The organism is Bradyrhizobium sp. AS23.2 (assembly GCF_001908185.1).
Taxonomy (GTDB): Bacteria; Pseudomonadota; Alphaproteobacteria; order Rhizobiales; family Xanthobacteraceae; genus Bradyrhizobium.
The window spans coordinates 1-16,921 of sequence record NZ_LGHM01000117.1 but is presented as its reverse complement, the minus strand read 5'-3'; the positions used below and the strand labels follow the sequence as shown (position 1 = coordinate 16,921).

Here is a 16,921-nt window from a genome sequence, read left to right as displayed (position 1 = left end):
AGCCGCCCCGCGCGCCGGCGCCGCGCCTGCCGGTCGAAGGCCTCGACGGCATGCACTTCATCGAAACGGCCAATGTGCGCAGCGTTCGCGCCGATGCGCACTACACCCGCGTCCATGACGGTACGCGCGAGCGGATGTGCCCATGGTCGATCTCTGAGGCCGAGGCGCAGCTCGATCCCTCCCAATTCCTGCGGGTGCATCGCAGCCATATCGTCGCGATCCCCCATGTCGCGCTGGTCAGGAAAGAGGGCGACGGCGCCGTGCTGGAGCTCGACGGTCCGTCGCCGCACAGAGTCCCGGTCAGCCGGGCCAAGATCGCCGAGGTGAAGGCACGGTTGGGGCTGGCGAACCGGCGGCACGCGTAACGCTCGCGCTGCCACTACTCCTTTCCCTCCCCCGTTCCGCTATCTCTACTCCCTCTCCCCGTTGTTACGGGCGCGCGACCGGCTTCGCTCGCGCTGTTGGGGTGAGGGGCCTCTCTGCACGGGTGAGTCTGTTGACGCACCTACCCCCTCACCCGGATCGCAAGAGTGGGGAGAGGTGAAGAGACCGCCAGCGTGAGAGGCGAAGGGTCTCTGCCCCTGTCGCAATTCGTGCGTTCCCACCCGTAATTCGTGCAAAAAGCCTCCCTTTGTGCCCGAATGATTGCGGCTTGTCTCGCTCGGAGAGACCGTCCGGCCAACGTCGGCGCCCTCAAGCGCCAAGGACGATTGTGGGAGGAGATGATGATCCCGGGCTCATTCAGCTATCATCGGCCGGCGAGTGTCGCCGATGCCGTCAAACTTCTGTCAGACCTCGGTGACGACGCGCGGCCGCTGGCCGGCGGGCACAGCCTGGTGCCGATGATGAAGCTTCGGCTCGCGACCCCCGCCCATCTGGTCGACCTTCACGGCATCGCCACCCTGAAGGGCATTCGGCGCGACGGCAGCAATCTCGTCATCGGTGCGATGACCACCCAGCATGAGCTGCTGGCCTCCGACGACATCGCCCAGTCGATGCCGATCCTGCATGAGGCGGCGCTGCTGATCGCCGATCCGCAGGTGCGCTACCGCGGCACGATCGGCGGCAATGTCGCCAATGGCGATCCCGGCAACGACATGCCGGCGCTGATGATGACGGCGGGTGCGACCTATCGGCTCGAAGGCGCGGGCGGCGCGCGCGATGTGGCGGCTGCCGACTTCTACCAGGGAGCCTATTTCACCGCCCTCGAGCCCGGCGAGATCCTGACCGCGGTCTCTATTCCCGTGCCGGCAGCCGGCCACGGCTACGCCTACGAAAAGCTCAAGCGCAAGGTCGGCGACTACGCCACCGCGGCGGCGGCCGTCGTCCTCACTATGTCCGGCGGCAAGGTCGCGACCTGTTCGATCGGGCTCACCAACGTCCACGAGACGCCGCTGCTCGCCACCGACGCCGCCAAGGCGGTGATCGGCACCAGCCTCGATGCTGCGACATTGAAGAAGGCGGCAGCCGCTGCCGAAGCGATCATGGCGCCGGCCGCGGACGCCCGCGGTCCGGTCGAATACCGCAAACACGTCGGCGGCATCATGGTGACGCGCGCTCTGCAACGCGCCGCCGCCAAGGCGAAATAAGGGGAGGGATCAATGGCGAAAACACACGTAACCATGAAGGTGAACGGCGCCGAGGTCGAAGGCCTCGTCGAGCCGCGCACCCTGCTGGTGCACTTCATCCGCGAGAATCTGCAGATGACCGGCACCCATATCGGCTGCGAGACCACCCATTGCGGCGCTTGCACCGTCGATATCGACGGCATGTCGGTGAAGTCCTGCACGATGTTCGCCGTGCAGGCGCAGGGAAGCGACATCACGACGATCGAAGGCATGGCCAATGCCGACGGGACGCTGTCGGCGCTGCAGGAAGGTTTCCGCATGATGCACGGCCTGCAATGCGGGTTCTGCACGCCCGGCATGATCATGCGCGCACATCGGCTGCTCAAGGAAAACCCCTCGCCGAGCGAGCAGGAAATCCGGATGGGCATCTCCGGCAACATCTGCCGCTGCACCGGCTACCAGAACATCGTCAAAGCCATTCAATACGCCGCCGCCAAGATCAATGGCGTGGAATTCAAGGAGGCCGCAGAATGAATGACCTCACTCCCACGCGGGAACAACGCAGCGCCGCGCTCGAAGGCATGGGCTGCAAGCGCAAGCGCGTCGAGGACATCCGCTTCACCCAAGGCAAGGGCAATTACGTCGACGACGTCAAGCTGCCGGGCATGCTGCACGGCGATTTCGTCCGCTCGCCGCATCCGCATGCGCGCGTCAAGAAGATCGATGACAGCGAGGCGCTGAAGGTGCCGGGCGTGCTCGCGGTCATCACCGCCGAGACGCTGAAGACCGTCAATCTCGCCTGGATGCCGACACTCGCCGGCGACGTCCAGATGGTTTTGGCCGATGGCAAGGTGCTGTTCCAGAACCAGGAGGTCGCCTTCGTCGTCGCCACCGACCGCTATGCGGCCGATGACGGCATCAACAAGGTGATCGTCGAATACGAGCCTCTGCCGCCGCTGGTCGATCCCTTCAAGTCGATGGACGCCGACGCACCGGTATTGCGCGAAGACCTCGTCGGCAAGACCACGGGCGCGCACGGCCCGCGCAAGCACCACAACCACATTTTCGAGTGGACCGTGGGCGACAAGGAGCTGACCGACGCAGCCTTCAAGAAGGCTGAGGTGACGATCAAGGAGATGATCTCCTATCACCGTACCCATCCGTCGCCGCTCGAGACCTGCCAGTGCGTCTGCTCCTTCGACAAGATCAAGGGCGAGCTGACGATCTACGGCACGTTCCAGGCCCCGCATGTGATCCGCACCGTGGTGTCGCTGATCGCAAAGCTGCCGGAGCAAAAGATCCACGTCATCGCGCCAGACATCGGCGGCGGCTTCGGCAACAAGGTCGGCGCCTATCCCGGCTACATCTGCGCGGCCGTCGCCTCCATCGTCACCGGTAAGCCGGTGAAATGGGTCGAGGATCGCATCGAGAACCTCACAGCGACATCGTTCGCGCGCGACTACCACATGACGACCGAGATCGCCGCGACCAAGGACGGCAAGGTCACGGGCCTGCGTGTGCATGTGCTCGCCGATCACGGCGCGTTCGATGCCTGCGCCGACCCGTCGAAATGGCCGGCCGGCTTCTTCAATATCGTCACCGGCTCCTACGACTTCCCGACCGCCCATCTGGCGGTGGACGGCGTCTATACCAACAAGGCGCCCGGTGGCGTCGCCTACCGTTGCTCGTTCCGAGTCACCGAGGCCGCCTACTGCATCGAGCGCGCCATGGATATCCTGGCGCAGAAGCTCAACATGGACCCGGCTGAGCTGCGGCTGAAGAACTTCATCAAGCCGGAGCAGTTTCCGTATCACTCGGCCCTGGGCTGGGAGTACGATTCCGGCGACTATCACACCGCCATGCGCAAGATGATGGAGACCACCGGCTACGCCGCACTCCGCAAGGAGCAGGCGGAGAAGCGCGCCGCCTTCAAGCGCGGCGAGACCCGGGAGATCATGGGCCTCGGCGTTTCCTTCTTCACCGAGATCGTCGGCGCCGGTCCGTCGAAGAATTGCGACATTCTTGGCATCGCGATGTTCGACTCCTGCGAGATCCGCATGCACCCGACCGGTGCCGGCATCGCGCGCATGGGCACCAAGAGCCAGGGCCAGGGCCACGAGACCACCTGGGCCCAGATCATCGCGACCGAGATCGGCATTCCCGCCGACAACATCATGGTGGAGGAAGGCAACACCGATACTGCGCCTTACGGGCTCGGCACCTACGGCTCGCGGTCCACGCCGGTGGCGGGTGCGGCGATCGCGATGGCTGCGCGAAAGATCAAGGCCAAGGCGCAGATGATCGCGGCCTACAAGCTCGAGGTCCACGAGGACGATCTCGAATTCGACATCGACGGCTTCCGGGTGAAGGGCCTGCCGGAGAAGTTCATGTCGATGAAGGATATCTGCTGGGCGGCGTACAACTCCGTGCCGCCGGGCATGGAGCCCGGGCTGGAAGCGGTCAGCTACTACGATCCGCCCAACATGACCTATCCGTTCGGCGCCTATCTCTGCGTGATGGACATCGACGTTGATACCGGCGTGTACAAGGTGCGGCGCTTCTACGCGCTCGACGATTGCGGTACCCGCATCAACCCGATGATCATCGAGGGCCAGGTCCATGGCGGCCTCACCGAAGCCTTCGCCATCGCGATGGGCCAGGAGATCCGCTACGACGAGGTCGGCAACGTCGTCACCGGCTCGTTCATGGACTTCTTCATGCCGACCGCGGTGGAGACGCCGCATTGGGAGACCGACTTCACCGTCACCCCGTCGCCGCATCACCCGATCGGTGCCAAGGGCGTCGGCGAAAGCCCGAATGTCGGCGGCGTGCCGGCCTTCTCGAACGCCGTCAACGACGCGTTCTCGTTCTTGGGCGCGACGCACATCCAGATGCCGCACGACTACTGGCGCAACTGGAAGGCGGCGAAGGATCTGGGAGCGGTCGCGTAGTGATTTGATCTCGTCATTCCGGGGCGCCCGAAGGGCGAGCCCGGAATCTCGAGATTCCGGGTTCGGCTCTTCGAGCCGCCCCGGAATGACGGAGGTAACATGAAAGGCCGTGACGAGATCGCGCAAGCGCTGGCCGCATCGGGCTATATCGCCGATGCGGATCTGGCGACCGCGATCTCGCTGATGCAGCTCCTGCGGCGTCCGCTGCTGCTCGAAGGCGAAGCGGGCGTCGGCAAGACGGAGGTGGCGAAGGCGCTCGCCAATGTGCACGCGACCGAGCTGATCCGCCTGCAATGCTACGAGGGCCTCGACCAGTCCTCCGCGCTCTACGAATGGAACTACCAGCGCCAGCTGCTGTCGATCCAGGCGCATCGTGGGGCCGACAGCATCGAGGATCGGCTGTTCTCGGAAAAATACCTGCTGGAGCGGCCGCTGCTCGCCGCAATCCGCCGCGCGCGGGCGCCGGTGCTGCTGATCGACGAGATCGACCGCGCCGACGATGAGTTCGAGGCGTTCCTGCTCGAGCTGTTGTCCGATTTCCAGGTCTCGATCCCCGAGCTCGGCACCATTCCCGCGGTCACCATCCCGCATGTCGTGCTGACTTCGAACGGCACGCGCGAGCTTTCCGACGCGCTGCGCCGGCGCTGCCTCTACCATTATGTCGACTACCCCGACGTCGACCGCGAGACACGCATCATCCTGGCGCGTGTTGCCGGCGCGAGCCCGTCGCTCTCACTCCAGATCGCGCGCATGGTCGAGGGCGTGCGCAAGGAGGAGCTGCGGAAAGTTCCGGGCGTGGCGGAGACGCTGGACTGGGCGGCGGCGTTGGTCGGTCTCGACATAAGGGATCTCCACGACGCGCCCGAAACCGTGCACGACACGTTGATTTGTCTGTTGAAGACCCATGAGGACCGCGCCCGCGTCACGCCGGAGGTGACGCAGCGCCTTTTGGGGAAGGTCGCATGAGCTGCTGCGGCTCCAGTCCCGGATATGACGATCTCGACGAGGTCTCCCGCCTCGTGTCCGCGAGGCTCGCCGCCTTCCTGCGCACGCTGCGCGATGCCGGCTTTCGCGTCGGACTGGCCGAGGGACAGGACGCGGCGACGCTGATGTCGGCGGGCTATGCGGCGCGGCCGGGTCTCCTGCGCGCAGCATTCAAGCACCTGTTCTCGGCGCGCAAATCCGACTGGGACAAGTTCGACGGTCTCTTCGATGCATTCTGGCTGGGAAAACGGGTGCGTTCGCGGTCCCGCACCGTCGGCTCGACCCCGGGAGCCAACAATCCGTCGCTGAAGAGCCTGCAGGACATGACCGCGGAGCAGGGCGGCGGCCAGTCGGTTGCCGATCAACTTCCGTCCTCGGACGATGCGCCGGAGGACCGCTCCGGCGAGGGCCGCATGGAAGGCGCCTCGCGCGCGGACAATCTCGCCGAGGTCGATTTCAGAAGGCTCAGTGACCCCGACCAGGTCGCACAGGCGCACGACGCAGCGGCGCAGCTCGCGCGGGTGATGCGCACGCGGCTGACCCGGCGCGATCTTGCACGCCGGCGCGGCTACCGGCTCGACCTCAGGCGCACCATCCATCGCAACATCAGCCATGGCGGCGTGCCGATCACCCTCGTGAAGCGGCAGCGCAAGGACAAGCCGCTGCGGCTCATCGTGCTGCTCGATGCCTCCGGCTCGATGAGCATGTACACTGCCGTATTCCTGCGCTTCATCCACGGCGTGCTCGACCAGTTCCGCGAGGCCGAGGCGTTCCTGTTCCACACACGCCTTGCCTACGTGTCCGACGCGATGAAGGAGAAGGACGCCGGCCGCGCGCTCGACCGGCTCTCGATCATGGCGCAGGGCGCAGGCGGCGGCACGCGCATCGGCGAAAGTCTGCAAACCTTCAATCGCTGGCATGCCGCGCGCGTGATCCATTCGCGCAGTTGCGTGATGATCGTCTCCGACGGTTACGAGACCGGCGATGCCGCGCTGCTCGGGCGGGAGATGGCCGCGTTGTCGCGACGCTGCCGGCGCATCGTCTGGCTCAATCCGATGATGGCCTGGGAAGGCTACACGCCCGAGGCGAGGGGCATCAAGGCGGCGCTGCCGCATGTCGATCTCTATGCGCCGGCGAATTCGCTGAACAGCCTGCGCGCGCTCGAGCCCTATCTGGCGAAGCTCTGAGGAGGCACCGATGAGCGCTCATGTCGAAGTGCTGGATCTCGTGGCGCAGATGAAGGCGGCCGAACGCGCCTTCGTGCTGGCGACCGTCGTTCGTACCGTGTCGGTGACAGCGGCGAAGGCCGGCGCCAAGGCGATCATCGCGGCCGACGGCACCATCGTGGCGGGGTGGATCGGTGGCGGCTGCGCGAAGGGCGCTGTGCTGAAGGCCGCGCGCGAGGCGCTTGCCGATGGCGAGCCGCGCATGGTTTCGGTGCGGCCGGAGAACCTGCTGGCCGAGCTCGGTGTCAGCGCCGGCGAGAGCCGCGAAGGCATCCGCTTTGCCAGCAACATGTGTCCGAGCAAGGGCACCATGGACATCTTCGTCGAGCCGGTGCTGCCGCATCCCTCGCTGGTCATTCTCGGCGCGAGTCCCGTGGCGCTGTCGCTCGCGGCGCAGGCACGCGCGCTCGGTTACCACGTCACGCTGGCCGCACCTTCCGCCGACCTCACGGCGCAGCCGGATGCCGACGCGATCATCGATGGCTACCAGCTTGGCGAGCTCAACGATGCCAAGCGCTTTGTCGTGGTCTCGACGCAAGGCAAGGGGGACGAGGCCGCCTTGCGCACGGCGATCGCGACCAGGGCCGACTATCACGCCTTCGTCGGCAGTCGCCGCAAGATGGCCTCGCTGCGCGCCAAGCTGATCGCGGAAGGCGCGAGTAGCGCTGCGATCGACGACGTCAAGGTGCCGGCCGGGCTCGATCTCGGCGCCATCACGCCCGAGGAGATCGCGATGTCGATCCTCGCCGAAATCACCCGGGAACGAAGGCGCGGCCAGCGCGCCGCCAATCCGACAGCAAGCAGAGGGTGAGAAGCCGACCATGCAGATGAACGACAGTCAGCGTATCCCCGCCTCGCGCGAGCAGGTGTGGGCGGTGCTGAACGACCCCGCTGTGCTGAAGCAGTGCATCTCCGGCTGCCAGTCGCTCGAGGTGACCGCGCCGAACGAGATGACCGCCACGGTGGTCTTCAAGGTCGGCCCGGTGAAGGCAACTTTCAGCGGCAAGGTGACCCTGTCCGACCTCGATCCGCCCAACAAAAGAGGTGGGCACGGCGCTCTGCGCCTTCGCCCATCCTACGATCACCGCCCATCTTGCCATCAACCCAGGGATACGCCCGCCTTGGCACGGCTTATTCCGAGGGTCAGGATGCGATGCAGGAGGTCCGGATATTTGAGCCCGTCATGTTGAGCTGCAGTAGCGAACTCCTGGCTCTTCGCGATTTCAGGATTGGGGTTTGCTTCGATGAAATACGGCGTGCCGTCGGCGGCGAGACGAAAGTCGATGCGCGCGTAGCCATCCAGGCCAAGCGCGCGGTAGATGCGTTTCGCTGCTCGCTGGATGCGCGCGGTGACTTCGGGCGCGAGGTCCTTTGCAGGCCCGTCGACAATTCCGACGCGCTCCTGATAATCGGTGTCATGTTTGGCTTTTTCGGTCGCGATGTGCCGTGACCTGCGCCCGCCCATGCTGCCGAATTTCAATTCCCAAACCGGCAGCACGCGCAGCCGGTTGTTGCCGAGCACGCCGACATAGAGCTCTCGCCCCTCGATGAATTGTTCGGCGATGGCGGCGGATTCGACCCGATCGTGGATGAAGGCAACCCGCTCCGCGAGCTTCTCGTCCGTATCGACGATCGATGCCTGCGAGATGCCAAAGGATCCATCCATGTTCAGGCTCTTGACGATCAGCGGCAGCGCAAGATGCGCTGGCCGCTTGACCTTGCGCCGCATCGGGAAAACCGCGAAGGCGGGCACCGCGATCCGGCGGTGATGCACCAGCGTCTTGGACAGGTCTTTGCCGCGCGCCAGGATCAGGCCGCGCGGATTGCACCCGGTGTACGGGACCTTCATCAGCTCGAGATAGCTTGCGATGTGCTGGTCATATGCAACGCTGTAGTGAAACTCCTCCAGCAACGTGAAAACCACGTGCGGCTTGAAGCTCTCGATCTCGTCGCGCACCGGCTTGATTTCCTCCTGCGCGCCGAGTGGACGAACCTCATGGCCGGCCGCGCGCAAGGTACTCACCACGTCGTATTCTGTCTTCCACGCGTTGATTTCCTGCGCGGTGTATCCGTCGCTTGAGTCCGGAGGCATGAAATCCGGATGCATGAGAACCAGAATGCGCAGACGTCTCATAGCGCGATCCATTTGCGCCGAGACGGGCCAAACAGCGCGTGCATCGTCTTGGCGGTCACGAGGACGGTGAAATCGAGGACGAGCTTCTGTTCGGGGCCGACGGCACGCAGGTCGAGCTCGCGGCAGCGGGAGATCATGTCGTCAAGCACGGCGTCGAGCGTAAGTTGGTTCTCGCCCGTCCACCGCGCGACCAGCTGCCTGATCTGGGCGCGGTGCCGCCTGATCAGGACCGATGCCGGCTTTGACCGTCGGTGGCGTGGATCGGCGGAGAACAGCCTGGAGAGGTCGCGGTCGTAGGTCTTTGGTGGCGTGAAGGCGTAGAACTCCTGCTTCTTCTTGTAGTGATCTTCGAGTGTCTGGTTGAGGACACGCAGCGGATCGACACGCTCCCGCTTCGTGATCAGTGGTCGCTTACCCGCAATCTCGCTCATCAGCTCGTCGACATATTCGAGCTTCTTCAGCGCCGGCCAACCGGCATATCGCGTCCGCCAGTTCGAACGCGGCCGCAGCCACACCGCGAAGGTTTCGGCGAAATCTTCGTCAGGATGGCTCTGAGCATACCACAGCCGGAGATGCTGGACGTAACGTCTGCTGGCCGGATTGGGCCGGTAGTAGCGCGGGTAGTGTTTCGACGATGGGCCGAAGAGCTGCTGCCAGCGCCGGCGGCGCTGCAACTGGTAGCCGTGCTGCATGGCATGGCCTGCCTCGTGACGGAGGATGGCCATGCACTCGCGCCAGGTTCCGCCCTCGACGTCGAACATCATCTTCTTCTCGAGCTTCATCAGCCGGGGATGGGCGAGATAGAAGGGAATCGCGATACCGGGCAGGTCCCCCGGGCTAAACCATTCGCTTGAGATCCAAGTGTGTGGCCGCAGCCGGATGCCCCGCTCCTCGAGCTCCTCGTGGAGAGTGCTGACACAATCCTCGAGCCAGGTACCGTCGACCGTAACCCCTAGGCTGCTGAGGCGCTGCTTGAGCAACTGCTCGTCCGACAGCTTTTCCCAAGCAAATTTCCGGCGTGGCATCAGGCATCCAGAAGGCAGAGATGACTCGGTATCTGGATGATGTCATGGGCGGCTGCCGGCAACAACCGCGCTTTGCGTCGTGAGGGGCGGCAGGGGCGCGCACTCCCTCGCCCCGCTTGCGGGGCCGCGACGAGCTTCGCTCGCGCTGAGAGGGTGGGGTGAGGGGGAGTCTCCGCAGGGACGGTGAGCGTTGGACTCGCGGAGAGTCCCCCTCACCCGGAATTCCAGCTTCGCTCGAATTCCGGCCTCTCCCCGCAGGCGGGGAGAGGCGAAGAAAATCAGTCGAACAGGCTCGACACCGACTCTTCCGCAGCCGTGCGCGCGATCGCGTCGGAGATCAGGCTGGCGATCGGCAGCGTGCGGATGTTCGACGCCTTGGTCACCGCATCCGTCGGCAGGATCGAGTCGGTGATCACGAGCTCTTTCAGCTTCGAGCCAGCGATGCGGGCGGCCGCGCCGCCGGAGAGCACGCCGTGGGTGATGTAGGCGTAGACGTCCTTGGCGCCCTTGGCGATCAGTGCGTCGGCCGCGTTCACCAGCGTGCCGCCGGAGTCCACGATGTCGTCGACCAGGATACAGGTGTAGCCGGCGACGTCGCCGATCACATTCATGACCTCGGACTCGCCGGGACGCTCGCGGCGCTTGTCGACGATCGCGAGCGGGGTGTTGATGCGCTTGGCGAGACCGCGCGCGCGGGCCACGCCGCCGACGTCGGGCGAGATCACCATCACCTTGGAGAGGTCGAACTTGTCCTTGATGTCGCGCACCATCAGCGGCGCTGCGTAGAGATTGTCGGTCGGGATGTCGAAGAAGCCCTGGATCTGGCCGGCGTGCAGGTCGAGCGTCATGACGCGGTCGACGCCGGCCTGCGTGATCAAATTGGCGACGAGCTTGGCCGAGATCGGCGTGCGCGAGCCCGACTTACGGTCCTGCCGGGCGTAGCCGAAATAGGGCAGCACCGCGGTGATGCGGCGCGCTGAGGAGCGACGCAGCGCGTCGGTGATGATCAGGAGCTCCATCAGATGATCGTTCGCCGGGAACGAGGTCGACTGGATGATGAAGGCGTCCGAGCCGCGGACGTTCTCCTGGATCTCGACGAAGATTTCCATGTCGGCGAAGCGCCGCACCACCGCTTTGGTCAGCGGCAGGTCCAGGCCTTGGGCGATGGCCTGTGCGAGAGCCGGATTGGAGTTGCCGGCGACAAGCTTGATGGAGCCGTTCTTGGCCGACATGGACGCTTCCTCCCGCGCTTTGGATACGACCTTTAACATCTCAGTTACCCACCGGAAGCACGGTTATGACGGGCGAGCAAATATCAGGCCGAAGGCCGCAATGGCAACCCGGGATGCTACGTTTTCCCTTCGAAAATCCTGAGTCGGGCCAACGGCTTGGCCAAAGACCTGGACTACTTGGGGCCGTGGTTTAGCGGTGGTTATCGCTCGGCATAGCCGAGCGCCGTGGCCGGCATGTCCGGCCCGGGGGCATCCGGGACGACGCTTGCCACCGCCGGTCCGCGCAAGCCGGGAACGGCGCCCGGGGCCTCCGGCGCTCCGTTGATCATATTGGAAAGTCCACTGAATCCGGCCTGGGCGATCTTCCGCAGCACGAGGTCGTCGGCGGCGGCCCAAGGATCACGGGCAGCATCGCGGCCGCCCTTGGCGGCGGTCGGTTCCTCGCCTGAGAGGCGCAGCGCCCGCTGCTGGTTGGCGTCGTAGACGTCCCAGACCCAGGCGATCACGGTCTTGCCGCGTACGACCTGGGCGGAGAGGTAGCTGCGCACGCGATAGGCGGCTGTCCCTTCGCGGGAGACGACGGACAGGCTGCGCAGCTTGGATTCGCTGTCGAGCACGCCGACCATGCGGTCGAATACTTGCGGCGGCGGCCCGTCGATCGATTCGAAGGCCACCGTCGCTCCCGAGCCGGCGCTCGGCGCCATCGCATAGGAGTTCGCGGCACCACCCCCGCCAGCGCAGCCGGCAAGCGCGGTCGCTGCCGCCAGCAGCATGACCGCCAGCACGCGCGAACCCGCGCGGCGCAAGATGGATGACGCTTCCCTCATTATGGAGGGCAGCGATATCGTTAAAATCGATTAAGGTCTAGGGCGGCGGCGATACAGATCACCGTCATTCCGGGGCGATGCGCTAGCATCGAACCCGGATTCTCGAGATTCCGGGTTCTCGCTTCGCGAGCCCCGGAATGACGATCGTTAATGTTGCCAGTGTGTTCACCCCTCCAGCGCGATCGCGTGAATGTGCCGGCCGTAATCCGGCTCCTTGCGATGCACTGAACGCCGGTAGCTGAAGAAGCGCTCGTCGGCGTAGGTGTCGAGACCGAGGTCGTCGATCATCAGAATGCCGGCGGCTTCCAGCCGTTTCCGGATGAAGCCGGCGAGGTCGAACATCGCATGGCCTTCGCGCACCGACGGGATGAAGAACACGGCGTTCTCTGCGTCGGCCTCGATGAAGCGCGCCACGAACTCGTTGCCGACTTCGTAGCTGTCCTGGCGGATCAAGGGGCCGATCGCGGCGATGATGCCGCCGCGCGTGGCGCCGAGCTTCACCATCGCCGAGATCGTGGACTCCAGCACGCCGGTCAACGCGCCCTTCCAGCCGGCATGCGCGCCGCCGATCACGCGCGCGTTGGGATCGACGAACAGCACCGGCCCGCAATCGGCGGTGGAGACGCCGAGCGCGATGCCGGGCGTCTTCGTCACCAGCGCATCACCCCTCGGCCGCGGCGCGCTCGGCCACGGTGTCTCGGCGACGAGCACGTCGGGCGAATGGATCTGGTGCAGGCTGAGGAAGCGTTCCGGCGCGACGCCGACATGTTCTGCCATGCGGCGGCGGTTCTCCGCGACATGGGTGGGATCGTCATTGGAGCCGAGCCCGCCGTTCAGCGCGGAATAGATGCCGCTGGAGACGCCGCCCTCGCGGGTGAAGAAGGCGTGGCGCAGGCCGGGCACGGCCGACAGCAGCGACGAAGCCAGCGTCATGATCCGCCTCCGGTGTGGTCGAGATCGCTGAGGCCGGCGATGCCGGTCAGCCGCGGCTCGGAGATGCCGAGCACCTTGAACATCGAGCCCATGCCGCTACGCCCCGTTTCGGTCAGGCGCTTGAGCGCGACGGAAATGTCGGTGGCAACCTCCGGCGTCGCCTTCTGCATCAGCGCGGCCGCGCGGGTGTCGATGCCGACGCGCTTGAGGAAATCGCCCTGCGTCACCGGGCCGTGCACGCGCGCGCCGACATCCTCGGCCGCGCGCGCCAGTGCCTGGAAGTCGACATGGGCGGTGACGTCGGCCTGGCCCGGTGCCTTCAGCGGATCGGTGAAGCTGTGACGTGCGATCGCCTGGAAAGTATCGCCGGCATCGCTGCGCAAGTGGCCGTAGTCGATGATCAGCGCCGCGCCGTCCTGGTCGCGCACGCGCGTCGCGAGCTTCATGATCTCGCCGTCGGGGCGCCATTCGAACACGGCGCCGACGGGCGCTGCGCGTACCAAAGGCGGCAGCAGCACGTCGAAGCGCGGCGTCGGCTCGGCAACCGCGCCGAACACCAGCTTGCCGCTGGTGTCGAGATCGATCGCGCGCTCGTGCCAGCCGTTCTCCAGCCTGATCATCTGGTGGATCGGCAGTACGTCGAAATATTCGTTGGCGAGGATGATGCTCGGGCCTTCGGGCACGTCGTCGATGCTGTCATGCCAGGCGATGTCGCGCACGCCCGAGAGCGTCGCATTCTGCCGCTCGCGCAGGACGGGATTGACCTCGACCAGGTGGATCTGGAGCGCCTGGTAGAGCGGCGGTAGCACGCGCAGGGCGCGCAGCGCATCCGCCATCATGGTGCCACGGCCGGGGCCGAGCTCGATCAGGCGCAGGAACTGCGGCGAGCCCATCTGCTTCCACACCGAGGCGGTCCACAGTCCGAGCAGTTCGCCGAACATCTGGCTGACCTCGGGCGCCGTGGTGAAGTCGCCCTCACGCCCGAGCGGATCGCGCGAGACGTAATAGCCATAGCGCGGATGCATCAGGCACAGTTCCATGTACCGCCAGACCGGCATGGGGCCTGAGGATTTGATCAGTGCCTTGATCTCGTTGAGTAGCGGCGAGTCGGTCACGGCCTATCTTCTCGAAGGAATTAACTGCTAGCCCCTGCGGGCTTCGGCGCACCGCGCCTGACAGCCCATACAATAAGTATGCCGCCGACAATAAGCATCGGGATCGACAACAGCATACCCATGGTTAATCCGGCCCAGAGGAAGCCGAGCTGAACGTCCGGCTCGCGGAAATGTTCGCCGGCGATTCGGGTCAGGCCATAGATCAGGATGAAGCTGCCGAGGATCATGCCCGGTCGCTTCAGGGCGCCGAAGCGGATCATGATCGCGAGCACGGTGAACAGCAGGATGCCTTCCATGCCGGCTTCATAAAGCTGGCTCGGGTGGCGCGGCAGGTGCGTTGGGTCGTTGGGGAAGATCATGGCCCAGGGCAGGCTGGGGTCGGTGGCGCGGCCCCACAATTCGCCATTGATGAAATTGGCGATGCGCCCGAGCAGCAGCCCGACCGGGGCGACTGCGGTGGTGATGTCACCGAGCGACAGGATCGAGATGCCGTTGCGATAGGCAAACCACATCACCGCGACGACGCAGCCGAGGAAACCGCCATGGAAAGACATGCCGCCCTCCCACAGTTTGAAGATCGCGGCGGGATGCTCGATGAAGAAGGGCAAATTGTAGAACAGCACGTAGCCGGTACGGCCGCCGAGGATGATGCCGAGCGTGACCCACAGGATGAAGTCGTCGATCTGCACCAGCGAGATCGGCGCGGGCCCGCTCCACAGCCGCTCGTTCTTCAGGAGCGAGCGCGCATAGAGCCAGCCGAACACGATGCCGCAGATATAGGCCAGCGCGTACCAGCGGATCGCGAACGGACCGATCTCGATCGCGATCGGTTTGAAGGCAGGAAAGTCGATGAGCAGAAAGGGCATCACGCCTTCTATGTCTAGACGAGATTGCGGCGATAGAGCGCCAGCAGCCGCTCCCAATGCCGCTCGGCGGCGTCGCGGTCATAGACCGGGCGCTTGGAGAAGGCGAAGCCGTGATGCGTACCGGGATAGATCTCGACCTCGGCTTTCGCACCGCTCATGCCCTGCTTGACCTTCTCGATGATCTCGGTCGGCGCGTAGATGTCGGTCTCGGCGCAGGCAAAATAGAGCTCGGCCCTGGTCTTGCTGGCTGCGAGATGCGGGCTGTCGTTCTGGTCGGTCGCGAGCTGCGTGCCGTAGATCGAGGCGGCGGCCTTGACGCGGTCGGGGAAATGCGTGGCGGCGTTGACGGCATAGCGGCCGCTCATGCAGTAGCCGACGGTGCCGACGATCTCAGTGTTCGCAGCCGCCTGGCCCTCGGCATAGGTGAGCAGCGCCCTGGTGTCGTCCATGATCATGGGAATGGTGAGCGAGCCCATGAGCTGGAACATGCGCTTGCGCTCCGGCGCGTTCGGATCGGCCGGCATCGCGCCGAGCTCCATCACGCCGGAGCGGTAATAGAGGTTCGGCAGCATCACGTAATAGCCCGACGTCGCGAGCCGGCGTGCCATGTCGCGCAGCTCTTCGCGGATCGCTGGCGCATCCATGTAGAACAGGATGACCGGAAACGGCCCGCCGCGTTCGGGATGGGTGATGAAGGTGGCGGTGTGGCCGTCCTTGGTGGGGATCGCGATCTGCTGGTCGATCATCTCGTGCGCCTAGTGATTCCAGTTATGCAGGGACGTTAAATACGATTGCAAGGAAACCGGGGCGTGACAAGGATGCCTCCGCTCGGCCCTTGAACCGGCCTCTTCGGATTGCCATTGTGTTTCGGAGAGTTCACGACAAAGTTTGTCGGAGCCGGCAGGAGACCGAAATGACCCAGACCAGCAACCGGTTTTTCGACGAGATCGGCCGCCTGATGAACGACGCCGCCGGTGCCGCCCAGGGCGTCAAGCGCGAGTTCGACACGGTGGTGCGGACGCAGGCGGAAAAATTCCTGCGCGACATGGATCTGGTCAAGCGCGAGGAGTTCGAGGCGGTCAAGGACATGGCGCGCCTCGCCCGCGAGGAGAACGAGGCGCTGAAGGCGCGTATCACGGCACTGGAAGCGAAGCTCGGCGGGTAACGCTGGCGTGAAGATTTGCGGGGTTCCCCGCTCGTCATGGCCGGGCTTGACCCGGCCATCCATCCTCTTCGAAAGGCCGTTTTAGGTGATGGATGCCCGGGGCAAGCCCGGGCATGACATGAGCCCATTCTCCTTGTCATTTCCGCATCTTCCGGGTAAAAGCCCGCCACGTTCGCGGCCCCCGCACCCCTGGAGGCTTGCTGCGGACCAAAACCATGGGCCGCCTTGCGGCCCATTAACTTTTACAAAAACAAGGACTTATGACTATGGCGACCGTCAAGGAATTGAAGGCGACCGCACGTCCGAAGAGCGGCAAGGGGGCCGCCCGGGCTGAGCGTCGCGCCGGGAGAGTGCCCGGAGTGATCTATGGCAACAACCAGCCCCCGCTCCCGATCTCGGTTGACGATCGCGAACTGCGCCAGCGCATCCTCGCGGGCCGGTTCCTGACCACGCTGGTCGACATCGACCTCGAAGGCAAGAAGCACCGCGTGATTCCGCGCGACTTCCACCTCGACCCGGTCAAGGACTTCCCGATCCACGTCGACTTCATGCGGCTCGGCGAAGGCGCCACCATCCGCATCAGCGTGCCCCTGCACGCGGTGAAGGCGGAATCGTCCCCGGGTGTGAAGCGCGGCGGCACCGTCAACATCGTTGCCCACGCGATCGACCTCGAATGCGGTGTCGAGAGCATCCCGCAGTACATCGAGGTCGATGTCGGCGCGCTCGAGATCGGTCACTCGCTGCATCTGTCGGACGTCAAGCTGCCGTCCGGCGTGAAGGCGATGACGCGCGAGGACGCAACCCTCGTCACCATCGTGCCGCCGTCCGGCTACGCCGAAGAGCAGAAGGCGGCGGCTGCGGCTGCTGCTGGTGGTGCGGCTCCGGGCGCTGCGGC

The 16,921-nt window shown here is 65.1% G+C and carries 17 protein-coding genes and 1 pseudogene; 10 read left to right on the top strand and 8 right to left on the bottom strand.

The window, feature by feature from the left end:
* The 8 genes and pseudogenes from AC630_RS24580 to AC630_RS24545 all read left to right on the top strand — a co-directional run.
* Nucleotides 1–365, top strand: a 365-nt coding sequence (locus AC630_RS24580) for a LytTR family DNA-binding domain-containing protein (RefSeq protein WP_143198281.1), incomplete at its 5' end; no start/stop codon positions are given.
* 360 nt (nt 366–725) lie between these two features.
* A complete protein-coding gene (locus AC630_RS24575; RefSeq protein ID WP_074121019.1) occupies nt 726–1,589 on the top strand; it encodes an FAD binding domain-containing protein in 864 nt (287 codons plus the stop codon).
* 12 nt (nt 1,590–1,601) lie between these two features.
* The gene (locus tag AC630_RS24570) at nt 1,602–2,102 is read left to right on the top strand and encodes a (2Fe-2S)-binding protein (protein ID WP_074121017.1); all 501 of its coding nucleotides are present in this window, start codon (nt 1,602–1,604) and stop codon (nt 2,100–2,102) included.
* Nucleotides 2,099–4,519: an aerobic carbon-monoxide dehydrogenase large subunit gene (locus tag AC630_RS24565; protein ID WP_074121016.1), complete on the top strand. Its 2,421-nt coding sequence runs from the start codon at nt 2,099–2,101 to the stop codon at nt 4,517–4,519. Before AC630_RS24570 ends, AC630_RS24565 begins: the two co-directional genes overlap by 4 nt.
* A 99-nt stretch (nt 4,520–4,618) precedes the next feature.
* Entirely contained in the window at nt 4,619–5,485 is an 867-nt protein-coding gene (locus AC630_RS24560) for an AAA family ATPase (RefSeq protein WP_074121015.1), read from the top strand.
* Nucleotides 5,482–6,690, top strand: a complete 1,209-nt coding sequence (locus AC630_RS24555) for a vWA domain-containing protein (protein WP_074121014.1) — start codon at nt 5,482–5,484, stop codon at nt 6,688–6,690. The genes AC630_RS24560 and AC630_RS24555 overlap by 4 nt, the downstream gene beginning before the upstream one ends.
* Nucleotides 6,691–6,700: 10 nt before the next feature.
* Nucleotides 6,701–7,540: an XdhC family protein gene (locus tag AC630_RS24550; protein WP_074121013.1), complete on the top strand. Its 840-nt coding sequence runs from the start codon at nt 6,701–6,703 to the stop codon at nt 7,538–7,540.
* 10 nt (nt 7,541–7,550) lie between these two features.
* Nucleotides 7,551–7,766: pseudogene (locus AC630_RS24545) on the top strand (SRPBCC family protein); the annotation flags it as partial.
* Nucleotides 7,767–7,828: 62 nt separating this feature from the next.
* Here AC630_RS24545 and AC630_RS24540 read toward each other — a convergent pair.
* The 8 genes from AC630_RS24540 to AC630_RS24505 all read right to left on the bottom strand — a co-directional run bounded on the left by AC630_RS24540 (nt 7,829) and on the right by AC630_RS24505 (nt 15,607).
* Nucleotides 7,829–8,863: a D-alanine--D-alanine ligase family protein gene (locus AC630_RS24540; RefSeq protein WP_074121012.1), complete on the bottom strand. Its 1,035-nt coding sequence runs from the start codon at nt 8,861–8,863 to the stop codon at nt 7,829–7,831.
* Entirely contained in the window at nt 8,860–9,888 is a 1,029-nt protein-coding gene (locus tag AC630_RS24535; protein ID WP_074121011.1) for a putative zinc-binding metallopeptidase, read from the bottom strand. Before AC630_RS24535 ends, AC630_RS24540 begins: the two co-directional genes overlap by 4 nt.
* Nucleotides 9,889–10,166: 278 nt before the next feature.
* A complete protein-coding gene (locus AC630_RS24530) occupies nt 10,167–11,120 on the bottom strand; it encodes a ribose-phosphate pyrophosphokinase (protein WP_074121018.1) in 954 nt (317 codons plus the stop codon).
* A 200-nt stretch (nt 11,121–11,320) separates the two neighbouring features.
* A complete protein-coding gene (locus AC630_RS24525) occupies nt 11,321–11,947 on the bottom strand; it encodes a hypothetical protein (protein ID WP_074121010.1) in 627 nt (208 codons plus the stop codon).
* Between the two features lie 165 nt (nt 11,948–12,112).
* Nucleotides 12,113–12,880, bottom strand: coding sequence for a peptidoglycan editing factor PgeF (pgeF, locus tag AC630_RS24520; RefSeq protein WP_074121009.1), 768 nt, complete (start codon nt 12,878–12,880; stop codon nt 12,113–12,115).
* Nucleotides 12,877–13,995, bottom strand: coding sequence for a class I SAM-dependent methyltransferase (locus AC630_RS24515; RefSeq protein ID WP_074121008.1), 1,119 nt, complete (start codon nt 13,993–13,995; stop codon nt 12,877–12,879). Before AC630_RS24515 ends, pgeF begins: the two co-directional genes overlap by 4 nt.
* Nucleotides 13,996–14,015: 20 nt before the next feature.
* Nucleotides 14,016–14,861, bottom strand: coding sequence for a prolipoprotein diacylglyceryl transferase (lgt, locus tag AC630_RS24510; protein ID WP_074121007.1), 846 nt, complete (start codon nt 14,859–14,861; stop codon nt 14,016–14,018).
* 14 nt (nt 14,862–14,875) lie between these two features.
* Nucleotides 14,876–15,607, bottom strand: coding sequence for a dienelactone hydrolase family protein (locus AC630_RS24505; RefSeq protein WP_074121006.1), 732 nt, complete (start codon nt 15,605–15,607; stop codon nt 14,876–14,878).
* 167 nt (nt 15,608–15,774) lie between these two features.
* Here AC630_RS24505 and AC630_RS24500 point away from each other — a divergent pair, with 167 nt between their 5' ends.
* On the top strand, nt 15,775–16,026 hold the full coding sequence (locus AC630_RS24500) for an accessory factor UbiK family protein (RefSeq protein WP_074121005.1): 252 nt from the start codon (nt 15,775–15,777) through the stop codon (nt 16,024–16,026).
* A gap of 266 nt (nt 16,027–16,292) precedes the next feature.
* The coding region (locus tag AC630_RS24495; RefSeq protein WP_074121004.1) for a 50S ribosomal protein L25/general stress protein Ctc at nt 16,293–16,921 on the top strand (629 nt) is incomplete at its 3' end.

Excerpts from the sequence above, each read along its gene's own strand:
- AC630_RS24575 (WP_074121019.1), top strand. The coding sequence starts at position 726 with ATGATCCCGGGCTCATTCAGCTATCATCGGCCGGCGAGTGTCGCCGAT.
- AC630_RS24570 (WP_074121017.1), top strand. The coding sequence starts at position 1,602 with ATGGCGAAAACACACGTAACCATGAAGGTGAACGGCGCCGAGGTCGAA.
- AC630_RS24565 (WP_074121016.1), top strand. The coding sequence starts at position 2,099 with ATGAATGACCTCACTCCCACGCGGGAACAACGCAGCGCCGCGCTCGAA.
- AC630_RS24560 (WP_074121015.1), top strand. The coding sequence starts at position 4,619 with ATGAAAGGCCGTGACGAGATCGCGCAAGCGCTGGCCGCATCGGGCTAT.
- AC630_RS24555 (WP_074121014.1), top strand. The coding sequence starts at position 5,482 with ATGAGCTGCTGCGGCTCCAGTCCCGGATATGACGATCTCGACGAGGTC.
- AC630_RS24550 (WP_074121013.1), top strand. The coding sequence starts at position 6,701 with ATGAGCGCTCATGTCGAAGTGCTGGATCTCGTGGCGCAGATGAAGGCG.
- AC630_RS24540 (WP_074121012.1), bottom strand. The coding sequence starts at position 8,863 with ATGAGACGTCTGCGCATTCTGGTTCTCATGCATCCGGATTTCATGCCT.
- AC630_RS24535 (WP_074121011.1), bottom strand. The coding sequence starts at position 9,888 with ATGCCACGCCGGAAATTTGCTTGGGAAAAGCTGTCGGACGAGCAGTTG.
- AC630_RS24530 (WP_074121018.1), bottom strand. The coding sequence starts at position 11,120 with ATGTCGGCCAAGAACGGCTCCATCAAGCTTGTCGCCGGCAACTCCAAT.
- AC630_RS24525 (WP_074121010.1), bottom strand. The coding sequence starts at position 11,947 with ATGAGGGAAGCGTCATCCATCTTGCGCCGCGCGGGTTCGCGCGTGCTG.
- pgeF (WP_074121009.1), bottom strand. The coding sequence starts at position 12,880 with ATGACGCTGGCTTCGTCGCTGCTGTCGGCCGTGCCCGGCCTGCGCCAC.
- lgt (WP_074121007.1), bottom strand. The coding sequence starts at position 14,861 with ATGCCCTTTCTGCTCATCGACTTTCCTGCCTTCAAACCGATCGCGATC.
- AC630_RS24505 (WP_074121006.1), bottom strand. The coding sequence starts at position 15,607 with ATGATCGACCAGCAGATCGCGATCCCCACCAAGGACGGCCACACCGCC.
- AC630_RS24500 (WP_074121005.1), top strand. The coding sequence starts at position 15,775 with ATGACCCAGACCAGCAACCGGTTTTTCGACGAGATCGGCCGCCTGATG.